Source organism: Aeromonas sp. L_1B5_3, from assembly GCF_963866575.1.
Classification (GTDB): domain Bacteria; phylum Pseudomonadota; class Gammaproteobacteria; order Enterobacterales; family Aeromonadaceae; genus Aeromonas; species Aeromonas jandaei.
Map to the genome: position 1 here is coordinate 85,579 of NZ_CAWMDN010000068.1, position 18,357 is coordinate 103,935.

The following is an 18,357-nucleotide window of genomic DNA, read 5'->3' on the forward strand; positions in this document are numbered from 1 at the left end:
GGGCTTTATGTCCAAATGCAAATGTCCGCCACCGGGGTTGCCCGGTTACATGGGGACTTTCGCCGATCTGATGTCGCTATTGATGTGCTTCTTCGTGCTGCTGCTCTCGTTTGCCGAGATGGACGTACAGAAGTTCAAGCAGATCGCGGGCTCCATGGAGAAGGCATTCGGCGTGCAGAATATTCTGGAAGTGAAGGATATTCCCAAGGGGACCTCGGTGATTGCCCAGGAGTTTCGGCCGGGTCGGCCGGAGCCGACCCCCATAGATACCATAATGCAGCAGACTATCGATATGACTCAGACCGAGCTGGAGTTTCTGCCCGGCGAGTCGGATCAGGCTGGCGGGCAGGACAAAACCGATGGCAAGCAGACCGGTGGTGATACGGCTCAGGATGCGCACCAGGCGCAGCAACAATCCAATGAGCTGGCCAAAGCGCTCGCCGAACAGATGAAGTCCCAGATCCAGGATGGGGCGATTGAAATTGAGGCGCTGGGTCAGCAGATCATCATCAGGATCCGGGAGAAGGCGTCATTTCCTGCCGGCTCTGCTTTTCTGCAGCCTCAATTCTGGCCTGTTATCCGTAAAGTTGCCGAGTTGCTCAAGGATGTGCCGGGGGAGATCACCATCTCTGGCCACACCGATAACGTGGCAACCCATGACGAGTTGTTCCAGTCAAACTGGGAGCTTTCAACCCAGCGTGCGGTAGCGGTCGCTCACCAGATGATCAAGGTGCCCGGTTTTGATCAGGGGCGGCTGGTGGTGCAGGGGATGGCAGATTCTCAGCCGCTGCTGCCCAACAATACCCCGGAGAACCGGCGGGCGAACCGGCGCGTGGAGATCTCCATCATGCAGGGCAAGCCCACTGTCTCGTCACCCATCTCGGTGCCGAAAGCAGAGCGATGATGAGTCGCAAAGCGAGATCTGCATCAGGGAGCTGACATGGATTTTGTGCCGGCTTCATATTAAGATGCCTCATCCGAACCGACTGCTGCGGCTTTCTTGCTGATCGCCGCAGCTTCTATTTTCAAGCAACCCAGGTTTCGACTATGAACCATACTCCGATGACTGTTCGCGGTGCTGAGAAGCTGCGCGAAGAGCTCGAATATCTCAAGACCGAGCTGCGTCCCCAGATTATCGAAGCGATTGCCGATGCCCGTGAGCACGGTGATTTGAAGGAAAACGCCGAATACCATGCTGCCCGCGAGCAGCAGGGGTTCTGTGAAGGCCGCATTCAGGAGATTGAAGCCAAGCTCTCCAATGCCCAGGTGATCGATGTCACCAAGATGACCAACAATGGCCGCATCATTTTTGGCGCGACCGTGACCCTGCTCAAGAGCGAGACAGAGGAAGAGGTTGTCTACCGCATCGTGGGTGATGATGAGGCCGACATCAAACAGAACCTTATCTCCGTCAATTCACCGATTGCCCGCGCCCTGATCGGCAAGGAAGTAGACGATGTGGCCATCGTCAAGACTCCGGCTGGTGACGTGGAGTACGAAGTGCTGGAAGTCGCTTATCTCTAAGCGCTGCAGTATTTGATGGGACAGGGGAGCGGGTGCTCCCCTGTTTCTCTTTACCCGGCCTGATAGGCCTCGGTAAAGGCATCCTGATGACGTTGAAACAACCAGTGGCGCAGGCGCTCTATGTCGCTTTCGCTCATCTGGAAGCTGATCGCCCAAGTGGCGCTGGCCGGGTTGGATTTGATTAACCTGACCAATCGTCCCTGCAGTGGCAGAGGTTCTTCCTCATCGAGGCAGAGTTCGCCGTTGAGCTGTGTATCCGCCACCATGCCGAGAGGCATGTTCTCGACGATGAGCCCGTTGAGGGAGAGGCTGAGCACCTGATAGTGCCCTTGCTCGGTACGCAACCGCGCTTTCTGGCTGAGTCGCCAGGCGCGAGGACGGGCAAACCCCAGCTCCCTGATCACCGGAGCAGATAGACGTGGCTCGATAAAGCCATCTTCTCTTTGGGTAAAGGTGAGGGGAAAGCGTAGCTGGTGTCCTGCGAAGCGGGCTTCGAGTACGAGGTTATCGGCTTTTTGCAGCAAGCCAAGCATGGGGCCGTCGAGGTGACCACTCAGGAGATGACTCTCCTGATTGCTCCCCAAGTCCCGCAGCATGGCCAGCTCATCGTCGGTTAGAATTTGATGGTGAGCCATAGCGCGTGTCCGGAAGTATTCATCGCAGGTTAAGGGGTTGGCGACTACTTTGGCAAGCGACTCGGGAAGAAGTGGAAGAAGGAAAGAGCAGCGCTCTTTCCTTTTATTTGCGGGGCAGCTGGATCTTGGGTTCGTTAGCCTGACGATAAATGGTCAGCACATGGCCCATGCTCTGTACTTTGACTGAACCGGTTTCACGGACGATGGCATCCATAACCAGTTGTTTCATCTCACGATCTTCAGACGCAACCTTAACCTTGATCAGCTCGTGATGGTTCAGTGCCAGATCGATCTCGGCCAGTACGCCTTCGGTCAGACCATGCTGACCCAGCAGGACGACAGGTTTGAGGCTGTGGGCAAGGCCCTTGAGGTACTGTTTCTGTTTGTTGTTGAGAATCATCGCAATTTCTTCATAAGTCAGGGTTGAAAGGGGCGTATTCTACCCCCACTTAGCCCTTAATACTAATAACCCTTGTGGTTTTTTAAAGTCGATTATCATGACCCAGAAAAAACATTCCCCCAGTTCAACCCGCTGGTTAAAAGAGCATTTTGACGATCAATACGTCAAAAAAGCCCAGAAGTTGGGACTGAGATCCCGTGCCGTGTTCAAGATCGACGAGATCCAGGGCAAGGACAAACTGCTCAAGCCGGGCATGACGGTGGTGGATTTGGGGGCGGCCCCCGGTGGCTGGTCCCAGTTCGCCATCGATCAGGTCGGCGACAAGGGGCGGGTGATCGCCTGCGATATTCTGCCGATGGATTCCATCGCCGGTGTCGATTTCCTTCAGGGCGACTTTCGGGAGGAAGCTGTACTGGGCGCGCTGCTGGAACGGGTTGGCCCGGACAAGGTGGATGTCGTCATGTCCGACATGGCGCCGAACATGAGCGGTACCCAGCAGGTGGATCAGGCCCGTTCCATGTATCTGGTCGAACTGGCGCTGGACATGTGCAATCAGGTATTGCGCGGTGACGGCAGTTTCGTGGTGAAAGTGTTTCAGGGAGAGGGGTTTGATGCCTATCTCAATGAAATTCGTCAACTTTTTACCACTGTCAAGATTCGTAAACCAGACTCGTCCCGCGCTCGTTCACGGGAAGTCTACATTGTGGCTACCGGTTTTAAACTGTAGTACCCTAACCTTCATCGTTAACTGTCAGTCTGCGAGGTTACTGATTTGAGTGACATGGCGAAAAATTTAATCCTGTGGCTGGTCATCGCCGTCGTGTTGATGTCGGTGTTCAATAGCTTCAGCCCCAGCGATACCTCAAGTCGCCAGCTGGACTATTCCAGCTTCGTTAAAGAGGTGACCCAAGAGCAGATCCGTGAAGTGCGGATGGACGGTAAGGTCATTAATGGCGTCAAGCGTACTGGTGAGCGTTTCACCACCATTATTCCGGCGCCGGATCCCCAGCTGCTCAACGACATGCTCAATCACAACGTCAAGGTGATGGGCGAGAAGCCGGAAGAGCCGTCTTTGCTGACCTCTATCTTCATCTCCTGGTTCCCGATGCTGCTGCTGATCGGGGTCTGGGTCTTCTTCATGCGTCAGATGCAGGGCGGCGGTGGCAAAGGTGCCATGTCGTTTGGCAAGAGCAAGGCTCGCCTGATGAGTGAAGATCAGATCAAGACTACCTTTGCCGATGTTGCAGGTTGCGATGAAGCCAAGGAAGAGGTGAAGGAGCTGGTCGACTATCTGCGCGACCCGAGCAAATTCCAGAAACTGGGTGGCAAGATCCCGACCGGCGTACTGCTGGTAGGCCCTCCCGGTACCGGTAAAACCCTGCTGGCCAAGGCCATTGCGGGTGAGGCTAAGGTGCCTTTCTTCACCATTTCCGGTTCCGATTTCGTGGAGATGTTCGTCGGTGTCGGTGCCTCCCGGGTACGCGACATGTTCGAGCAGGCCAAGAAATCCTCCCCCTGCATCATCTTCATTGATGAGATCGACGCCGTCGGTCGCCAGCGTGGCGCCGGTCTGGGCGGTGGTCACGATGAGCGTGAGCAGACTCTGAACCAGATGCTGGTCGAGATGGATGGCTTTGAGGGCAATGAAGGCATCATCGTCATTGCTGCCACCAACCGTCCTGACGTACTGGATCCGGCATTGCTGCGTCCGGGCCGTTTCGACCGTCAGGTTGTAGTTGGTCTGCCGGATGTTCGTGGCCGTGAACAGATCCTGAAAGTGCACATGCGCAAGGTTCCGTTGGCAGATGATGTCAATCCGGCGCTGATTGCCCGTGGTACTCCAGGTTTCTCCGGTGCTGATCTGGCCAACCTGGTCAACGAAGCTGCGCTCTTCTCTGCTCGCGAGAGCCGCCGTGTGGTCTCCATGGCTGAGTTCGAGAAGGCGAAGGACAAGATCATGATGGGCGCAGAACGCCGCTCCATGGTGATGAAAGAGTCCGAGAAGGAGATGACGGCTTATCACGAAGCGGGTCACGCCATTATCGGTCGCGTGGTACCGGATCATGATCCTGTCTACAAGGTCTCCATTATTCCGCGCGGTCGTGCGCTGGGTGTGACCATGTACCTGCCTGAGCAGGATCGCTGGAGCCACTCCAAGCAGCATCTGGAGTCCATGATTTCCAGTCTGTACGGCGGTCGTCTGGCGGAAGAGCTGATCTACGGTGCCGAGAAGGTATCGACCGGTGCGTCCAACGATATCGAGCGAGCTACCGACATCGCGCGCAAGATGGTGACCCAGTGGGGTATGTCCGAGCGTCTCGGCCCGATGCTTTACGCAGAAGAAGATGGCGAGGTGTTCCTCGGTCGCAGCATGGCCAAGGCCAAGCACATGTCCGATGACACAGCCCGCATCATCGATGCCGAAGTGAAGCAGGTGATCGATCGCAACTACGACCGCGCCAAGCAGATCCTGCTGGATAACATGGATGTACTGCACAGCATGAAAGATGCACTGATGAAGTACGAAACCATCGATGCCAAGCAGATCGATGATCTGATGGCCCGTCGCGAGGTTCGGGCTCCTAGCAACTGGCACGACGAGCACGGTGATACGCCACAAGGCGGATCAACTGTTGCCGCCGAGCCCAAGCCGGCTGCGGCAGACGAGAGTGCTCCGGTTGCGGATGCCAATATCGACAAGGCCAACGACATCCCGGCTAAATAAATCCTGTTGTTGAAAACCCCGGGCTTGCCCGGGGTTTTTATTTTGTGAATGGAAGTGAAGATGCAGCTGATTAGTAAGGGGCTGAGCCTCTCCCTCGAACGTCCCCAGGTGATGGGGATCCTCAATGTGACTCCCGACTCCTTCTCCGATGGTGGCCATTTCAACCAGATTGAACGGGCTGTGGCCCATGCCCGTCAAATGGTGGCGGATGGGGCGACCCTTATCGATATTGGTGGCGAGTCGACCCGTCCGGGAGCGCCGGATGTGAGCGAGCAGGAAGAACTGGACAGGGTCATCCCGGTTGTTGAACGACTGGTGAGCGAATGTGATGTGATGCTCTCCCTCGACACCTCCAAGGCGGTAGTAATGAGAGAAGGCTGCAAGGCTGGGGCTCATCTGATTAACGATGTGAGAGCGCTGCTGGAGCCGGGAGCGCTGCAGGCAGCGGTCGAGGCAGCTGTCCCTGTCTGCCTGATGCATATGCAGGGGCAGCCGAGAACCATGCAGGTCGAGCCGCACTATGACGACTTAGTTGGGGAGGTGAAAGCCTTCTTTGACGAACGGATTGCAGCCTGCTTGGCCGCCGGGATAGCCCGTGAGCAGCTGCTGCTGGATCCGGGCTACGGTTTTGGCAAGACGCTGGCACACAACTATCAGCTGCTGGCCGCCCAGAGAGAGTTGCTTGACTACGGTCTTCCGCTCTTGGTGGGAATGTCGCGAAAGTCTATGATAGGCAACCTGCTGAACCGCCCTGTGGGTGAACGTCTTGCTGGCAGTCTGGCTTGTGCCCTTATCGGCATGCAGCACGGAGCCAGGATCATCAGGGTTCACGATGTGCGGGAGACCATGGATGCGTTGCGGGTTGGCTGGCAGGCCATAACGGGACAAGATTTCATTTCCAGATAAAAAAGAGAACAGACAATGGCAAGAAAGTATTTCGGCACAGATGGTGTGCGCGGCAAAGTCGGCGAATATCCCATTACTCCTGATTTTGTAATGAAGCTGGGCTGGGCTGCGGGCAAGGTGCTCTCCAAGAAGGGCACCAAAAAGGTGCTGATTGGTAAAGATACCCGAATCTCTGGCTATATGCTGGAGTCCGCACTGGAGGCTGGCCTGTCCGCCGCGGGTCTCAAGGCCATTCTGATGGGCCCCATGCCCACTCCGGCCGTGGCATACCTGACTCGCACCTTCCGTGCCGAGGCCGGCATCGTTATCAGCGCCTCGCACAATCCCTTCTATGACAACGGCATCAAATTTTTCTCCGCTGACGGTACCAAACTGCCAGATGATGTCGAGATGGCTATTGAAGCCGAGCTTGATCACGAGCTCAAGTGCGTCGAATCTGCCGAGCTCGGCAAAGCGCTGCGTATTGATGATGCCGCGGGCCGCTATATCGAGTTTTGCAAGAGTACCTTCCCTTCCAATATGAACCTGGACGGATTGAAGATGGTAGTCGATTGTGGTCATGGGGCAACCTACCATATCGCGCCTTCTGTGTTCCGCGAATTGGGGGCCGAAGTGATCACCATGGGCTGCTCTCCGGATGGTCTCAATATCAACGATGGCGTTGGCTCGACTGCCCCCGAGGCACTGGTTGCCAAGGTGCTGGAGTGCAAGGCGGATCTCGGCGTGGCATTCGATGGTGACGGTGATCGCCTGATCATGGTGGATCACACCGGCTATCTGATCGACGGTGACGAGATCCTCTATATCATCGCACGGGACGCCTTGCGCAACGGTCGTCTCAAGGGCGGTGTCGTCGGCACCCTGATGGCCAACATGGGTCTGGAACTGGCGTTGCAAACTCTGGGTATCCCGTTTGCCCGTGCCAAGGTGGGCGACCGCTACGTGTTGGAGATGATGGAAGAGAAGGGCTGGCGTATCGGTGGCGAGAACTCCGGTCACATCATCTGTCTTGATCAGACCACCACGGGTGATGGCATCGTGGCCGCCCTGCAGGTGCTCACTGCCATGCGCAGTGCCGAGATGCCGTTGGCCAAGTTGCGCTCCGGCATGAGCAAGTTCCCGCAAGTACTGGTGAATGTCCGCTTTGCCGAAGGCAAGGATCCGCTGGCTGCAGAAGCAGTCAAGCAGGAGGTCGCCAAGGTGGAACAGGAGCTGGGCGGTCGTGGCCGAGTGCTGTTGCGTAAATCAGGTACCGAACCGCTAATCCGGGTCATGGTGGAAGGGGAGCACGAGCAACAGGTGCGTGATATGGCTCAGCGCATTGCCGATCAGGTCGAATCGGCGTTTTAATGAGCGCTCAGGGCGGCTTTTTAGCCGCCCTGGTTGTATCTTGTTCAATCGATTCAAAAAAATGAAAATAGCACTTGTCAGCTGACAATCCTCTGGATATTATCAGCCCCGCTTTCGCAAGGGAGTTGCCGATGGGACATCGCAAGCCGTTTGTAGCAGCCAACTGGAAGTTGCACGGTAGTAGGTCGCAGTTAGAGCAGTTTACGAGTCAGTGCCTGAAAGGTGTTGATGGTGATGTAGATGTTGTTCTCTGTCCATCCCATGTGCATCTCGACTTTACCGCTCCAATGCTCAATGAGCAGAAGGTGATAAGGTTGGGGGCTCAGAATGTGAGCCAGCACGCGACGGGCGCTTACACGGGTGAAGTCTCGTGTGAGATGCTGGTCGAGGCAGGGTGTCGATACGTATTAGTAGGGCACTCCGAGCGCAGGCGTCTTTTTGGTGAGACCAGCTTTATAGTCGCAGAGAAGTTTGCGGCAGCCAGAGCGGCAGGTCTGATTCCCATCCTCTGTTTGGGTGAATCAGGTGCAGCAAGGCAAGCGAGAAGAACCTTCGAGGTGATCGCAGAAGAGTTGGATATCGTCATAGAGAAAAATGGCGCGATGGCTTTCGATAATGCTATCATCGCCTACGAGCCGATTTGGGCTGTAGGTACAGGTAAATGCGCCACACCCGAGCAGGCACAAGAGGTTCATTCCTTTATTCGTGGTCGCTTGGCGGAGGATACTCCGGTAATAGGTGAGAAGATCAGAATCATCTATGGTGGGAGCGTGACGCCGACCAATGCGAGAGATTTGTTTGCCCAACCCGACGTAGATGGCGGATTGATCGGCAGAGCGAGTCTAGATAGCGATGCGTTTTTAGGAATTGTTGAAGCGGCAAAGGGTGCAAGTTAAATGTACGAGATTCTTTTGGTCGTTTATCTGCTGGTTTCACTGGCTCTGATTGGTCTGGTGATGATTCAGCAAGGTAAAGGGGCTGATATGGGCGCCTCCTTCGGCGCAGGGGCATCGAACACAGTATTCGGCTCCAGTGGTTCAGGCAGCTTCCTGACCAGAACAACAGCGATTTTGGCTACTCTGTTTTTCGTAATCAGCTTGGTGCTCGGCTCTATGTCCAGCAATAAGGTCAAACAGGGCAGTGAATGGGAAAATCTGCAACAAACCCAACAGGTTGAGCAGACCAAAGCGCCAGTGAAGAAAGACACTGACGTTCCCGAGTAAGAGTTTTGCCGTGGTGGTGGAATTGGTAGACACGCTATCTTGAGGGGGTAGTGCTCTAGGGTGTGCGGGTTCGAGTCCCGCCCACGGCACCAATTAAGCAGTGACCCGGGTAACCGGGATGTTATAGCCAAGTCAGTCTTGTATAGAAAGAATGAAGTGGCTATAATCTCGCACGATTTCGGACGCGGGGTGGAGCAGCATGGTAGCTCGTCGGGCTCATAACCCGAAGGTCGTCGGTTCAAATCCGGCCCCCGCAACCAAATTTCACGCATTTCCTACGCTCAGGAAGGCGGTCGCTGCGAGGCGACAATCAGGGTAAAGCGCCAAGCCCCGATTTGACATCGGGGCTTTTTGTTATGTGCGATTTACTCTGAATCGATCTCTATCTGGGCTTTATGCCCTTTTTTTGTTTTTCGGAGGGTGACTTTGGCTACGTTGGAACAACGTTTGACCGATCTGCTCGAGGCTCCGGTCGTTGCCTTGGGTTTTGAACTTTGGGGTATTGAGTTTATCCGTGCGGGTAAACACTCCACCTTGCGCGTCTATATCGACGGCGAGCAGGGCGTGACCGTTGAGAACTGTGCTGAGGTCAGCCATCAGGTTGGCGCCATTATGGACGTAGAAGATCCCATCACCGAGGAGTATTACCTCGAGGTATCTTCCCCGGGTCTGGATCGCCCCCTGTTCAAGGTTGCCCAGTTCGAAAAATACGTTGGCCAAGAGGCGGCGGTAACGCTTCGGATGGCAACAAACAACCGCCGCAAGTTCAAAGGCGTAATCAAAGCCGTGCAGGGCGACATGATCACTCTGACGGTAGATGGTAAGGACGAAGTGTTGGCTTTCACCAATATCCAAAAAGCGAACATAGTGCCGAACTTTGGTTAACGAGGCTATCGGATATGAATAAAGAGATTTTGCTGGTCGTTGACGCAGTATCCAACGAGAAAGCTGTACCCCGCGAGAAGATCTTCCAGGCTCTGGAGACTGCGCTGGCGACTGCGACCAAGAAGAAATATGAAGGCGAGATTGAAGTGCGCGTTGAAATCGATCGCAAGACCGGTGACTACGACACCTATCGCCGTTGGGTGGTGATTGCGGATCAAGCCGCAATGGAGAACCCATACGCCGAGATCACTCTGGAAGCAGCCCAAATCGAGCAGCCGGAGATCCAGATCGGTGAGTACGTTGAAGACCAGATCGATTCTGTCACCTTCGACCGTATTACTACCCAGACTGCCAAGCAGGTTATCGTGCAGAAAGTGCGCGAAGCCGAGCGTTCACAAGTCGTTGACCAGTTCAAGGACAAAGAAGGCACCATCATCAGCGGTGTGGTCAAGAAGAGCAACCGCGACAACGTGATCCTGGATCTGGGCAGCAATGCCGAGGCCGTGATCTTCCGCGACGACATGCTGCCGCGTGAAACCTTCCGTCCGGGTGACCGCGTGCGCGGCCTGCTGTATGCAGTACGTCCGGAAGCGCGTGGTTCCCAGCTGTTCGTCAGCCGCTCCAGCCCTGACTTCCTGAAAGAGCTGTTCCGCATCGAAGTACCGGAAATCGGTGAAGAGATGATCGAAATCATGGGCGCTGCCCGTGATCCGGGTTCCCGCGCCAAGATTGCGGTGAAGACCAACGATCGTCGTATCGACCCGATCGGTGCCTGTATCGGTATGCGTGGCGCCCGTGTGCAAGCTGTCTCCGCCGAGTTGAGCGGTGAGCGCGCTGACATCGTGCTGTACGATGACAACCCCGCCCAGTATGTGATCAATGCCATGGCGCCTGCCGATGTGGCCTCCATCATCGTTGATGAAGACAACCACACCATGGATATCGCCGTGGAAGCCGCCAACCTGGCTCAGGCCATCGGTCGCAACGGTCAGAACGTGCGTCTGGCCTCCCAGCTGACCGGTTGGGAGCTGAACGTGATGACCGTCGAGGACATGCGTGCCAAGCACCAGGCTGAAAACGACCGCATCATGAACCTGTTCACCAGCACTCTGGACATCGACGACGATTTCGCCGGCCTGCTGATGGAAGAGGGCTTCTCCACTCTGGAAGAGATCGCCTTCGTACCGGTTAACGAGCTGCTGGCTATCGACGGTCTGGATGAAGACATGGTCGAAGAGCTGCGCAAGCGTGCCAAAGATGCCCTGACCACCAAGGCACTGGCCAAAGAGGAGTCCTTCGATGGCGTCGAGCCGTCTGAAGACCTGCTCAATCTGAACGGTCTGAGTCGCGAACTGGCTTACGCGATGGCCGGTCGTGGTGTTGGTACCCTGGAAGATTTGGCTGAGCAAGGTATTGATGACCTTGCTGGTATTGAAGGGCTGACTGCCGAGAAGGCTGGTGAGCTCATTATGGCTGCTCGCAATATCTGTTGGTTCGGAGAAGAGCAGTCTTAAGTAAGATCAAACGGAGGAAAATGAATGGCAGAAGTATCAGTCAAACAACTTGCCACTGACATCGACACACCGGTTGATCGTCTTCTCCAGCAATTTGTCGATGCCGGTATCAGCAAGAGCAAGGCCGACGACATGGTTAGCGAGTCTGAAAAGCAGACTCTGCTGGCACACTTGAAGAAACAGCACGGTGGTGACGAGGTTGCCGCTCCTGCTCGCATGACTTTGCAGCGCAAGACCAAGAGCACCATCAGTGTGCAGGGTACTGGCGGCAAGAACAAAGAAGTGCAGGTAGAAGTACGCAAATCTCGCACCTATGTAAGACGTTCGGCGCTGGAAGAAGAACAGCGTCAGGCGGAAGCCGAGGAAACAGCGCGTTTGGAAGCAGAAGCAAAAGCTCGTCGCGAGGCCGAAGACAAGGCTCGTCTCGAAGCTGAAGAGAAGGCTCGCCGTGAGGCTGAGCAGGCTCGTCGTGAAGCTGAGGAAAAGGCGCGAATCGAGGCACAACAAAAGGCTCGACAGGCTCAACAGCCCGCCAAAGCAGCCAGTAGCACAGCTCAGCAAGAGGCAGAAAAGATGGCCAAGCGCGAAGCAGAAGAACTGAAGCGCCAACAGGAACAGACAGCTTTGCAAAAAGCTGAAGAGCTCGCCGCCAAGAAAGCCGAAGAGGCTCGTGTCATGGCAGAGCAGAATGCAGCCCGCTGGGCTGAAGAAGAAGCCGCTCGCGCCAAAGAGAGCAGCGACTACCATGTGACCACCTCCAAGCACGCCCAGGCTGCTGAAGATGAGCTGGATCGCAAGGAAGAGAGCAGCCGTCGTACTGCCGCTGCCGCCAAGGGTCCGAAGAAAGTAGGCCGTCGCGACGATGATCGCAACGACCGCAACTCCCGTGATCCGCGTGCTCGCAAGGGCAAGCGTGGCAAGGTTGCTACCCCGAACGCCATGAAGCACGGCTTCAACAAGCCTGCTGCTGCCGTCAACCGTGACGTCATCATCGGCGAGACCATCACCGTGGCCGAGCTGGCCAACAAGATGGCCGTCAAGGGTGTTGAAGTCATCAAGGCGATGATGAAGATGGGCGCCATGGCCACCATCAACCAGGTGATCGACCAGGAGACCGCTCAGCTGGTCGCCGAGGAGATGGGTCACAAGGTTGTGCTGCGTCGCGAGAACGAGCTGGAAGAGGCGGTACTGTCCGATCGTGACGAGACCTCCGAAGCCAAGCCGCGCGCGCCGGTTGTGACCATCATGGGTCACGTTGACCACGGCAAGACCTCGCTGCTGGACTACATCCGTAAGGCCAAGGTTGCTGCTGGCGAAGCCGGTGGTATTACCCAGCACATCGGTGCTTACCACGTTCAGACCGACAGCGGCATGATCACCTTCCTGGATACTCCGGGTCACGCGGCGTTTACCTCCATGCGTGCTCGTGGTGCCAAGGCGACCGACATCGTTGTTCTGGTTGTTGCAGCTGACGACGGCGTGATGCCGCAGACCATCGAAGCTATCCAGCACGCCAAGGCTGCCGGTGTGCCGCTGGTTGTTGCCGTCAACAAGATCGACAAGCCGGAAGCAGATCCGGACCGCGTCAAGACCGAGCTGGCTCGTTACAACGTCATGTCCGAAGATTGGGGTGGAGACTGCCAGTTCGTGCACGTTTCTGCCAAGTCCGGCCAGGGCATCGACGACCTGCTGGAAGCCATTCTGATCCAGGCCGAAGTGCTGGAGCTGAAAGCCGTGGTCGACGGCATGGCCAACGGTGTGGTCATCGAATCCTTCCTCGACAAGGGCCGTGGTCCGGTTGCGACCGTGCTGGTTCAGGAAGGTACTCTGCGTCAGGGCGACATCGTTCTGTGTGGTCTCGAATACGGTCGTGTCCGTGCCATGCGTGACGAACTGGGCCGCGAAATCAAGGAAGCGGGTCCGTCCCTGCCGGTGGAAATCCTGGGTCTGTCCGGTGTTCCGTCTGCCGGTGACGAAGCGACTGTGGTTCGTGACGAGAAGAAAGCCCGCGAAGTGGCGCTCTACCGTCAGGGCAAGTTCCGCGAAGTCAAACTGGCTCGCCAGCAGAAGGCCAAGCTGGAGAACATGTTCTCCAACATGACCGAAGGCGAAGTCTCCGAAGTGAACGTGGTGATCAAAGCCGACGTACAGGGTTCTGTGGAAGCGATCTGCGATGCGCTGGTCAAGCTCTCCACCGACGAAGTGAAGGTGAAGATCGTGGGTTCCGGCGTAGGTGGTATCACCGAAACCGACGCGACTCTGGCTGCTGCATCCAGCGCCATCCTGGTTGGCTTCAACGTCCGTGCCGATGCTTCTGCTCGCAAGGTTATCGAAGCCGAGAGCCTGGATCTGCGTTACTACTCCGTCATCTATGACCTGATCGACGAAGTGAAGCAGGCCATGAGCGGCAAGCTGGCTCCCGAGTATCGTCAGGAGATCATCGGTCTGGCCGAAGTGCGTAGCGTCTTCAAATCACCGAAGTTTGGCGCAGTTGCCGGCTGTATGGTTACCGAAGGTGTGGTCAAGCGCTCCAACCGTATTCGCGTTCTGCGCGACAACGTGGTTATCTATGAAGGCGAGCTGGAATCCCTGCGTCGCTTCAAGGATGACGTCAACGAAGTCAAGAACGGCTACGAGTGTGGTATCGCGGTCAAGAACTACAACGACGTACGCGAAGGCGACCAGATCGAAGTTTACGAGACTGTTGAAATCCAACGGACTCTGTAAGCCGAGAGTCAGACAAAATAGGGGGCCATGGCCCCCTTTTATCGCAGGATAGAATATGGCCAGAGAATTCAGCCGGACCCGTCGGGTCGGACAGCAGATCCAGCGTGAAATCGCGCTGATCCTGCAGCGCGAGGTGAAAGACCCGCGCATCGGCATGGTGACCGTTTCCGATGTGGAAGTGTCCCGTGACCTTAACTACGCCAAGATTTATGTCACCTTCTTGCAGCTGGAAAATGATGCCGAGCGCATCAATGAAGGGCTCAAGGCGTTGACCGAAGCGGCCGGTTACATCCGTAGCCTGCTGGGCAGTGCCATGCGTCTGCGTGTGGTGCCCGAGCTGCGCTTTTTCTATGATCAGACGCTGGTTGAGGGGATGCGTCTCTCCAACCTGGTGACCAATACCATCCGTGAAGACAAGCGCCGCATGGCGGAGTCGGGTCGTGACGAAGAGTCCGACGTGGCTGCGGATGATAACGCTGAGGATAAAGGCTGAGATGACTCGAAGACGTCGTTTCAAGGGCCGTGATGTTCACGGCATTCTGCTGCTGGACAAACCGACCGGGCTGACCTCCAACGATGTGTTGCAGAAGGTCAAGCGTATCTATAACGCCGCCAAGGCCGGTCATACCGGTGCGCTGGATCCGCTGGCGACCGGCATGCTGCCGATCTGCCTCGGCGAGGCCACCAAGTTTTCCCAGTATCTGCTGGATGCCGACAAGCGTTACGAAGTGACGGCCAAACTGGGTGAGCGCACTAACACCAGCGATTCCGATGGTGAAGTGGTTGCGACCCGTCCGGTCAATGTGGCTGTAGGGACCCTGATTGAGGCGCTGGACCAGTTCCGCGGCCCGATCATGCAGGTACCCTCCATGTACTCCGCGCTCAAGCACAACGGCCGTCCGCTCTACGAGTATGCCCGCGAGGGGATCGAGATTGAGCGTGAAGCCCGTCCTATCACCATTTTCGAGCTGAAACTGATCAGCTTCGAAGGGGACGAGGTGAAGCTGGAGGTGCACTGCAGCAAGGGTACCTACATTCGCTCTCTGGTCGATGATCTGGGCGAGGTGCTGGGCTGTGGCGCTCACGTCACCCAGCTGCGCCGCACCCAGGTTGCCAGCTATCCCTATGAGCGGATGCTGACCCTGGAGCAGCTCGAGTGCATCTTCGAGCAGGCCAAGAACGAAACCATTCCGCCGCGCGAAGTGCTCGATCCGCTGTTGCTTCCGATGGATACCGCTGTGGCATCCCTGCCCGAGGTGAACATGCTGGCGGTAGTCGCCGCCTATGTGAATCAGGGTCAGGCGGTGCAGGTACCGGGGGCTCCGGCCAGCGGTCAGGTTCGCATGACAGTCGGCCCGGAGCGCGAGTTCATCGGTGTCGGCGAGATTGATGATGATGGCCGTGTCGCGCCCAAGCGACTGGTGCGTTATCACGACGAGGAGTGATCCTCTGGCGGTATAGGGCATCTCTTTCCCGTTTCGCCTCTTTATCATTGCGAAAAGGGGCGGGGACGATTATTATACCGCCCTCATTTCACGGCTGAATTAGAGATTGGCTGTGAACCTTTAAACACTCTACTGGAGTATTACCATGTCTCTAAATGCTGAGATCAAAGCTCAAATCGTTGCTGACAACGCTCGTTGCGCCAACGACACTGGCTCCCCCGAAGTGCAAGTTGCCCTGCTGACTGCCCAGATCAACCATCTGCAAGGTCACTTCAAGGAGCACTCCAAGGATCACCACGGTCGTCGCGGTCTGCTGCGCATGGTTTCCCAGCGTCGTAAGCTGCTGGACTACCTGAAGCGTAAAGATTCCGAGCGTTATGCTGCTCTGATCGCCAAGCTGGGTCTGCGTCGTTAATCGACCATCAGATTTCGCGAAAAAGGGGAACCTCCGGGTTCCCCTTTTTTATTGCTCTTCGCAGGTTGTCGCCGCCCTCACAGAATTCGTGTCGCCGCTTACCTTTTGCATCGAATCAAGTATACTTGTGCGCGAATTTAAAGAGCCAAATTGTAAAAAGGAAATTCACGTGAATCCTATTGTAAAGTCATTCCAGTACGGTCAACACACCGTCACACTGGAAACCGGTGTGATGGCCCGTCAAGCCACTGCGGCCGTTATGGTCAGCATGGACGATACCTGCGTATTTGTGACCGTTGTCGGCAAGAAAGAGGCTGATCACGGCCGCGATTTCTTCCCGCTGACCGTTAACTATCAGGAGCGTACCTATGCTGCTGGTCGTATCCCGGGTGGTTTCTTCCGTCGTGAAGGTCGTCCGAGCGAAGGTGAGACCCTCATCTCCCGCCTGATCGACCGTCCTATTCGTCCGCTGTTCCCGGAAGGCTTCTTCAATGAGGTTCAGGTCGTTGCGACCGTAATGTCCGTGAATCCGGCTGTCTCCCCCGATATCGTAGCCATGATCGGTGCTTCTGCAGCACTGGCTATCTCCGGTATCCCGTTCGGCGGCCCGATCGGTGCAGCTCGCGTAGGCTACATGAACGGTCAGTACGTACTGAACCCGACCACCACCGAACTGCCGCAGAGCGATCTGGATCTGGTTGTTGCCGGTACTGCCAACGCCGTGCTGATGGTTGAATCCGAAGCTGCCATCCTCTCTGAAGAGGTGATGCTGGGCGCCGTGGTATATGGTCACGAGCAGATGCAGACCGTGATTTCCGCCATCAACGAGTTTGCTGCCTCTGTCGGCACCAAGCCGTGGGATTGGGCTGCTCCTGCCGTCAACGAAGAGCTGAAAGCCAAGGTTGCCGAGCTGGCGACAGCCGAGCTGGGTGAAGCCTACCGCATCACCGAGAAGGCTGTTCGCTACGAAACCATCGCTGCCATCAAAGGTCGCGTGGTTGAGCAGGTGATCGCTTCCGGTGTGGAAGAAGATGCCAAGAAGATCGGCGAAGAGTTCCACAGCCTGGAAAGCCGCATCGTTCGTGGTCGTGTCGTACGTGGCGAGCCGCGTATCGATGGTCGCGATCCCGAGATGATCCGTGCCCTGTCCGTTGCTACCGGAGTTCTGCCGCGTGCTCACGGTTCTGCCCTGTTCACCCGTGGTGAAACTCAGGCAATGGTCGTTGCGACCCTGGGTACCGAGCGTGACGCCCAGAACATCGATGAGCTGACCGGCAACCGCGCCGATCGCTTCATGCTGCACTACAACTTCCCGCCATACTGCGTCGGTGAGACCGGCATGATGGGTAGCCCGAAGCGTCGTGAAATCGGTCACGGCCGTCTGGCCAAGCGCGGTGTCGCGGCTGTGATGCCGAGCGCCGACGAGTTCCCGTACGTGGTTCGTGTGGTTTCTGAAATCACCGAATCCAACGGTTCCTCCTCAATGGCTTCCGTGTGTGGCTCCTCTCTGGCGCTGATGGACGCGGGTGTGCCGATCAAGGCCTCCGTTGCCGGTATCGCCATGGGTCTGGTGAAGGAAGAAGAAGGTTTCGTTGTGCTGTCCGACATCCTGGGTGACGAAGATCACCTGGGCGACATGGACTTCAAGGTTGCCGGTACCACCGAAGGTGTGACCGCACTGCAGATGGACATCAAGATCGAAGGCATCACCAAAGAGATCATGGAGATTGCCCTGAAGCAAGCTCGTGGTGCTCGCCTGCACATCCTGAAAGTGATGGACGAAGCCATCCAGGCTCCGCGTGCCGAGATCTCCGATTTCGCCCCGCGCATCCACACCATTAAGATCAACCCGGAGAAGATCAAGGACGTCATCGGTAAAGGTGGCTCCGTGATCCGCGCCCTGACCGAAGAGACCGGCACCAACATCGAGCTGGATGATGACGGTACCGTCCGCATCGCCGCCGTTGACGGTGACGCTGCCAAAGAAGCGATCCGCCGTATCGAGGCCATCACCGCCGAGATCGAAGTGAACCGTATCTATGAAGGCAAGGTTGTTCGTCTGGCCGACTTCGGTGCTTTCGTTAACATCCTGCCGGGCAAGGATGGTCTGGTTCATATCTCCCAGATCACTGACGCTCGCGTGCAGAACGTAGCCGACTACCTGAAGATCGGTGACGTGGTGAAGGTGAAGGTACTGGAAGTGGACCGTCAGGGCCGCGTACGTCTCTCCATCAAGGAAGCGAACGCCCCGACCGAAGCTGCTCCGGTTGCCGATGCGCCGGTTGCTGCTGAAGCACCTGCTGCAGAGTAATCTGCTTGTCTGAAACCGGACTGATTCCGGTTGCAGTAAAAAGTCCGGTTCCCCAAGGGGAGCCGGACTTTTTTATGGGCAATGGCGGAGATCCCGGTCAAAGGAGTTATCTGCCGAGGATGGCGTGATGCATCTCCTGCAGAGGAAGTACATGGCGGGCTGCCGAGAGTTTGATCGCCTCCTTGGGCATGCCGAAGACCACACAGGAAGCTTCATCCTGGGCATAGGTGTTGGCACCTGCTTCCAGCATTTCGCGCAATCCCCGGGCACCATCATCCCCCATGCCGGTCATGATGA

General features: G+C 56.5%; 18 protein-coding genes and 2 tRNA genes. 17 read left to right on the forward strand and 3 right to left on the reverse strand.

Translation table 11 applies throughout. The features are described 5' to 3' along the window. The first annotated feature begins 7 nt into the window (after positions 1-7). Together AACR93_RS04450 and greA are read left to right on the forward strand one after the other, a co-directional pair. Positions 8-904 (forward strand): flagellar motor protein MotB, encoded by an 897-nt coding sequence (locus AACR93_RS04450; protein ID WP_043850112.1) that lies wholly within the window; start codon positions 8-10, stop codon positions 902-904. A gap of 143 nt (positions 905-1,047) precedes the next feature. Then, on the forward strand, positions 1,048-1,524 hold the full coding sequence (gene greA, locus AACR93_RS04455) for a transcription elongation factor GreA (protein ID WP_041207974.1): 477 nt from the start codon (positions 1,048-1,050) through the stop codon (positions 1,522-1,524). Positions 1,525-1,574: 50 nt separating this feature from the next. Here greA and AACR93_RS04460 read toward each other — a convergent pair whose 3' ends face one another. Next, entirely contained in the window at positions 1,575-2,159 is a 585-nt protein-coding gene (locus AACR93_RS04460) for a hypothetical protein (RefSeq protein ID WP_042032161.1), read from the reverse strand. A 103-nt stretch (positions 2,160-2,262) separates the two neighbouring features. Then, complete coding sequence (gene yhbY / locus AACR93_RS04465; protein WP_033114153.1) at positions 2,263-2,559, reverse strand: ribosome assembly RNA-binding protein YhbY; 297 nt, start codon at positions 2,557-2,559, stop codon at positions 2,263-2,265. A 97-nt stretch (positions 2,560-2,656) separates the two neighbouring features. Here yhbY and rlmE point away from each other — a divergent pair, with 97 nt between their 5' ends. The 15 genes from rlmE (at position 2,657) to pnp (ending at position 18,060) form a co-directional block, all read left to right on the forward strand. Continuing rightward, a complete protein-coding gene (gene rlmE / locus AACR93_RS04470; RefSeq protein ID WP_033114154.1) occupies positions 2,657-3,286 on the forward strand; it encodes a 23S rRNA (uridine(2552)-2'-O)-methyltransferase RlmE in 630 nt (209 codons plus the stop codon). 45 nt (positions 3,287-3,331) lie between these two features. Continuing rightward, on the forward strand, positions 3,332-5,284 hold the full coding sequence (gene ftsH, locus AACR93_RS04475) for an ATP-dependent zinc metalloprotease FtsH (protein WP_041207977.1): 1,953 nt from the start codon (positions 3,332-3,334) through the stop codon (positions 5,282-5,284). A 60-nt stretch (positions 5,285-5,344) separates the two neighbouring features. Next, positions 5,345-6,190: a dihydropteroate synthase gene (gene folP / locus AACR93_RS04480; RefSeq protein WP_043850113.1), complete on the forward strand. Its 846-nt coding sequence runs from the start codon at positions 5,345-5,347 to the stop codon at positions 6,188-6,190. A gap of 15 nt (positions 6,191-6,205) precedes the next feature. Beyond that, entirely contained in the window at positions 6,206-7,540 is a 1,335-nt protein-coding gene (glmM, locus tag AACR93_RS04485; protein WP_041207980.1) for a phosphoglucosamine mutase, read from the forward strand. Positions 7,541-7,671: 131 nt separating this feature from the next. Next, positions 7,672-8,436, forward strand: coding sequence for a triose-phosphate isomerase (gene tpiA / locus AACR93_RS04490; RefSeq protein WP_043850114.1), 765 nt, complete (start codon positions 7,672-7,674; stop codon positions 8,434-8,436). Then, positions 8,437-8,763 (forward strand): preprotein translocase subunit SecG, encoded by a 327-nt coding sequence (gene secG, locus AACR93_RS04495; protein WP_005343541.1) that lies wholly within the window; start codon positions 8,437-8,439, stop codon positions 8,761-8,763. A gap of 7 nt (positions 8,764-8,770) precedes the next feature. Next, positions 8,771-8,855: transfer RNA gene (locus AACR93_RS04500), tRNA-Leu, on the forward strand. Between the two features lie 91 nt (positions 8,856-8,946). Then, positions 8,947-9,023: transfer RNA gene (locus AACR93_RS04505), tRNA-Met, on the forward strand. Between the two features lie 166 nt (positions 9,024-9,189). Continuing rightward, complete coding sequence (gene rimP / locus AACR93_RS04510; protein WP_005343544.1) at positions 9,190-9,648, forward strand: ribosome maturation factor RimP; 459 nt, start codon at positions 9,190-9,192, stop codon at positions 9,646-9,648. A 14-nt stretch (positions 9,649-9,662) separates the two neighbouring features. Next, on the forward strand, positions 9,663-11,162 hold the full coding sequence (nusA, locus tag AACR93_RS04515; protein WP_041207982.1) for a transcription termination factor NusA: 1,500 nt from the start codon (positions 9,663-9,665) through the stop codon (positions 11,160-11,162). Between the two features lie 24 nt (positions 11,163-11,186). Next, entirely contained in the window at positions 11,187-13,889 is a 2,703-nt protein-coding gene (infB, locus tag AACR93_RS04520; RefSeq protein ID WP_041207983.1) for a translation initiation factor IF-2, read from the forward strand. Between the two features lie 55 nt (positions 13,890-13,944). Next, complete coding sequence (gene rbfA, locus AACR93_RS04525) at positions 13,945-14,382, forward strand: 30S ribosome-binding factor RbfA (RefSeq protein ID WP_041207984.1); 438 nt, start codon at positions 13,945-13,947, stop codon at positions 14,380-14,382. 1 nt (position 14,383) lies between these two features. Next, on the forward strand, positions 14,384-15,334 hold the full coding sequence (truB, locus tag AACR93_RS04530; RefSeq protein ID WP_033114162.1) for a tRNA pseudouridine(55) synthase TruB: 951 nt from the start codon (positions 14,384-14,386) through the stop codon (positions 15,332-15,334). A gap of 145 nt (positions 15,335-15,479) precedes the next feature. Further along, positions 15,480-15,749 (forward strand): 30S ribosomal protein S15, encoded by a 270-nt coding sequence (rpsO, locus tag AACR93_RS04535; protein ID WP_005338797.1) that lies wholly within the window; start codon positions 15,480-15,482, stop codon positions 15,747-15,749. A gap of 169 nt (positions 15,750-15,918) precedes the next feature. Then, entirely contained in the window at positions 15,919-18,060 is a 2,142-nt protein-coding gene (gene pnp, locus AACR93_RS04540) for a polyribonucleotide nucleotidyltransferase (RefSeq protein ID WP_043850115.1), read from the forward strand. A 106-nt stretch (positions 18,061-18,166) separates the two neighbouring features. Here pnp and AACR93_RS04545 read toward each other — a convergent pair. Continuing rightward, positions 18,167-18,357 (reverse strand): chemotaxis protein CheB (locus AACR93_RS04545; protein WP_331428978.1); only part of this gene is annotated, 191 nt, incomplete at its 5' end.

Coding starts and splice junctions, on each gene's coding strand:
- AACR93_RS04450 (WP_043850112.1), top strand. CDS start 8: ATGTCCAAATGCAAATGTCCGCCACCGGGGTTGCCCGGTTACATGGGG.
- greA (WP_041207974.1), top strand. CDS start 1,048: ATGAACCATACTCCGATGACTGTTCGCGGTGCTGAGAAGCTGCGCGAA.
- AACR93_RS04460 (WP_042032161.1), bottom strand. CDS start 2,159: ATGGCTCACCATCAAATTCTAACCGACGATGAGCTGGCCATGCTGCGG.
- yhbY (WP_033114153.1), bottom strand. CDS start 2,559: ATGATTCTCAACAACAAACAGAAACAGTACCTCAAGGGCCTTGCCCAC.
- rlmE (WP_033114154.1), top strand. CDS start 2,657: ATGACCCAGAAAAAACATTCCCCCAGTTCAACCCGCTGGTTAAAAGAG.
- folP (WP_043850113.1), top strand. CDS start 5,345: ATGCAGCTGATTAGTAAGGGGCTGAGCCTCTCCCTCGAACGTCCCCAG.
- glmM (WP_041207980.1), top strand. CDS start 6,206: ATGGCAAGAAAGTATTTCGGCACAGATGGTGTGCGCGGCAAAGTCGGC.
- tpiA (WP_043850114.1), top strand. CDS start 7,672: ATGGGACATCGCAAGCCGTTTGTAGCAGCCAACTGGAAGTTGCACGGT.
- secG (WP_005343541.1), top strand. CDS start 8,437: ATGTACGAGATTCTTTTGGTCGTTTATCTGCTGGTTTCACTGGCTCTG.
- nusA (WP_041207982.1), top strand. CDS start 9,663: ATGAATAAAGAGATTTTGCTGGTCGTTGACGCAGTATCCAACGAGAAA.
- infB (WP_041207983.1), top strand. CDS start 11,187: ATGGCAGAAGTATCAGTCAAACAACTTGCCACTGACATCGACACACCG.
- rbfA (WP_041207984.1), top strand. CDS start 13,945: ATGGCCAGAGAATTCAGCCGGACCCGTCGGGTCGGACAGCAGATCCAG.
- truB (WP_033114162.1), top strand. CDS start 14,384: ATGACTCGAAGACGTCGTTTCAAGGGCCGTGATGTTCACGGCATTCTG.
- rpsO (WP_005338797.1), top strand. CDS start 15,480: ATGTCTCTAAATGCTGAGATCAAAGCTCAAATCGTTGCTGACAACGCT.